Source organism: Deferribacterota bacterium (genome assembly GCA_034189185.1).
Lineage (GTDB): Bacteria > Chrysiogenota > Deferribacteres > Deferribacterales > UBA228 > UBA228.
This window is the reverse complement of the sequence record JAXHVM010000197.1, coordinates 1-3,112: the sequence shown is the minus strand read 5'-3', so window position 1 is coordinate 3,112 and position 3,112 is coordinate 1. Positions and strand designations below refer to the sequence as shown.

The 3,112-nt window shown below is 31.3% G+C and carries 3 protein-coding genes; all 3 read left to right on the top strand.

The window, feature by feature from the left end; all coding sequences use genetic code 11:
* Window positions 1-628, top strand: a 628-nt coding sequence (locus SVN78_09785) for a 3-isopropylmalate dehydratase small subunit (GenBank protein MDY6821895.1), incomplete at its 5' end; no start/stop codon positions are given.
* Window positions 629-631: 3 nt separating this feature from the next.
* Window positions 632-2,710, top strand: a complete 2,079-nt coding sequence (gene glyS / locus SVN78_09780; GenBank protein MDY6821894.1) for a glycine--tRNA ligase subunit beta — start codon at window positions 632-634, stop codon at window positions 2,708-2,710.
* A 17-nt stretch (window positions 2,711-2,727) separates the two neighbouring features.
* The coding region (locus tag SVN78_09775; GenBank protein ID MDY6821893.1) for a PEP/pyruvate-binding domain-containing protein at window positions 2,728-3,112 on the top strand (385 nt) is incomplete at its 3' end.

Genomic DNA, 3,112 nt, shown 5'->3' with positions numbered 1-3,112 from the left:
AATGTTTAATATTATTAAAGAGATTAAATGCGTTGAAGGCAAGCCTATTGTCATACCTTATGACAATATAGATACTGACAGGATAATCCCTGCTAGGTTTATGAAGACAACAACCTTTGAAAAACTAGGTGAATATTGCTTTTATGATGAGCGCTTTTCGAATGACGGTAAACCCTTGGATCATCCATTTAATAAAGTTGACAAGTCTAGTGATTATATACTTATTACAAGGAAGAATTTTGGTTGTGGGTCTTCAAGAGAGCATGCGCCACAATCATTGAAACGAGCTGGGGTTAAAGCTGTTATAGCAGAGAGCTTTGCCGAGATATTCTATGGAAACGCAACAACAATTGGATTACCTTGTATTGTTTTAAATAAAAGTGAAATAGATAGGTTAATTAATCTTCCTAAGGATTCAGCTGACAATATTATTATTAGGCTTGACATTGAGAATAAAGTGTTGGAAGTAAAATCGTTAGATCATTCTAATGTAGAAAAATATAACTTTGAGTTGCCAGAGGATATTAGGCTCGCTTTTATAAAGGGCATATATGATAATATAAGTCTACTTGCAGAAGATTTATCTGCAATAAAAGATTTTGAAAAGAGAATACCTTATAGTTTTTAACTTATGGGATATTATTTATTTGAGGTTGGCGTTGAAGAGCTGCCTGTTACCTATTTAAATATAGCAATAAAGCATTTAAGCCAGGGATTTGCCAATTTATTAGATAAGTATGATGTAGAATATGGAAAACTAAAATCATCGGGCACCCCAAGGCGTGTTTATGTGTATATTGAAGATTTAGCAGAAAGTCAAAAAAATAAGAGAAAAGAGATCATTGGCCCTCCAGTAAATGTAGCCTTTAATAAAGAAGGGGAATTAAATGAGATTGGTTTAAAGTTTATAAAATCAAAGGGTATAAATAAAAACAATATTAAAATTATTGAAAGACCAAAAGGTAAATATTTGGGTGGTATTGTTGAAGAGAGCTCAAAAAAAACAGTCTCAATTTTGTTAGAAAATATAGTTAATATTGTATTGTCTACCCCCTTTCCTAAAACTATGAGGTGGGATGATTCAAAGATTTACTTTGCTAGACCAATAAGATGGCTGCTATCAATATATAATGGTGAGCTACTACCTATAAAATTAGGTAATTTAGAGGCAGACATCTACACGTGGGGGCATAGGTTTTTAGACAATAATAAAATAGAGGTTTATCGTTATAATGATTATGAAAGAAAACTTGAAGAAAAGTTTGTAATTGTTAATAAGGATAAAAGGAAAGAAAGGGTTAAAGATTTTATTGGGAAAGCCATAGAAAAGTATGATCTATCATTTGAGTATGATAAAGAACTTATAGAAGAGGTTGTAAATCTCGTTGAATATCCAGAGGGGGTTATATCAACCTTTGATAGAAAATTTTTAGAACTTCCAGAAGAAGTTTTAATAACTACAATGAAAAATCATCAGAAATTTTTCTATTTAAGGGAGAAATCAGGTAAATTAACTAATAGATTTATAGGCATCTCAAATATAGTTCCCCTTAAAAAAGAAACAATTGAACAAGGCTATTCAAAAGTTTTAAAGGCAAGGCTAAGTGATGCTCTCTTCTTTTTTGAAAAGGATAAGAAAAAATCTTTACTAGATAACCTTTATAAGCTAAAGGGGGTGGTGTTTCAAGAAAGATTGGGAACAATCTATGATAAGACTTTAAGAATTGAGCGGATTTCTGAGTATTTATATAATTTACTAGGTTGTAGTTGTGATATTAAAAATATTAAAAGAATTGCTAGGCTATCAAAATGTGACCTTATAACCGAGATGGTTTTAGAATTTCCAGAGCTACAGGGATATATGGGAAAGATTTATACATCAATTCAGGGAGAAAATAATATAGTCTCTGAAGGGATATACGAGCATTACCTGCCTAGGCACTCAAGTGATGAGCTTCCAACAACTATTGAGGGAGCGATTGTTAGTATCTCTGATAAAATAGATACAATAGTTGGTAATTTTTTAGTTGGAAATATCCCAACAGGTAATCTTGACCCTTATGCTTTAAGAAGAGATGCCAGAGGCATTATCTCTATTATATGTGAGAAAGAGCTAGATTTTAATATTTTTGAACTCGTTAACTTTGTTGTGCGTCTATACAATGAATATGGCAATTTTGACGTAAATAGACAAGATGTTGTTGTAGAAGTTGTCGATTTTATTAAACAGCGTTTAAAGCAGATGCTTATATCACAAGATAATATAACGCCAGATATTTTTGAAGCTGTTAGTGATAAGTATAACTCACTCTGTTTATTAAAGGAGATTGCATTAACATTAAATGAGTTTAAAGCTTCTTCCGATTTTAAGATAGTTACTATTATTTATAAAAGAATAAATAATATAATATTAAAAAATAATTGGAGCATTGAGCATTATGATACCAATCTGTTTGACAGTGAATACGAATGGGAATTACATAGTATAATTACAAAATTTAGTGAGTTTATAAATATTAAAAAGAAAGAGAAAGGATACAGGGATATTTTAGAGAAGATGGCTACTTTTAGTAAACCCTTGAATAACTTTTTTGACAATGTTCTAGTGATAGATAAAAATAATGATATTAGGGAAAATAGATTGGCATTATTGCTCACTCTAAGGAATACAATCAATAGTATTTGTGATCTTTCTAAAATAATATATTAAATAAATAGGGGTGTTATATGAATAAATATGTTTATTTTTTTGGCGGTGGTAAAGCTGAAGGCTCAGGGAATATGAAAGATATTTTAGGGGGCAAAGGCGCTGGATTAGCGGAGATGACCAATATTGGTATAACAGTACCTCCAGGATTTACAATTTCAACAGAAGGTTGTCTCATATATTATAAAAATAATAAGGAAATACCTGATTATATATGGGGTGAAGTGCTAGAAAATATGGAGAGGCTTGAGAAGTTAACTGGTAAAAAATTTGGCGATCCTTCAAATCCACTTTTAGTTTCAGTTAGATCAGGGGCAAGAGTATCTATGCCTGGGATGATGGATACTGTATTAAACCTTGGCTTGAATGATGAGTCTGTAAAGGGTTTAGCAAAGATCTCTTCAA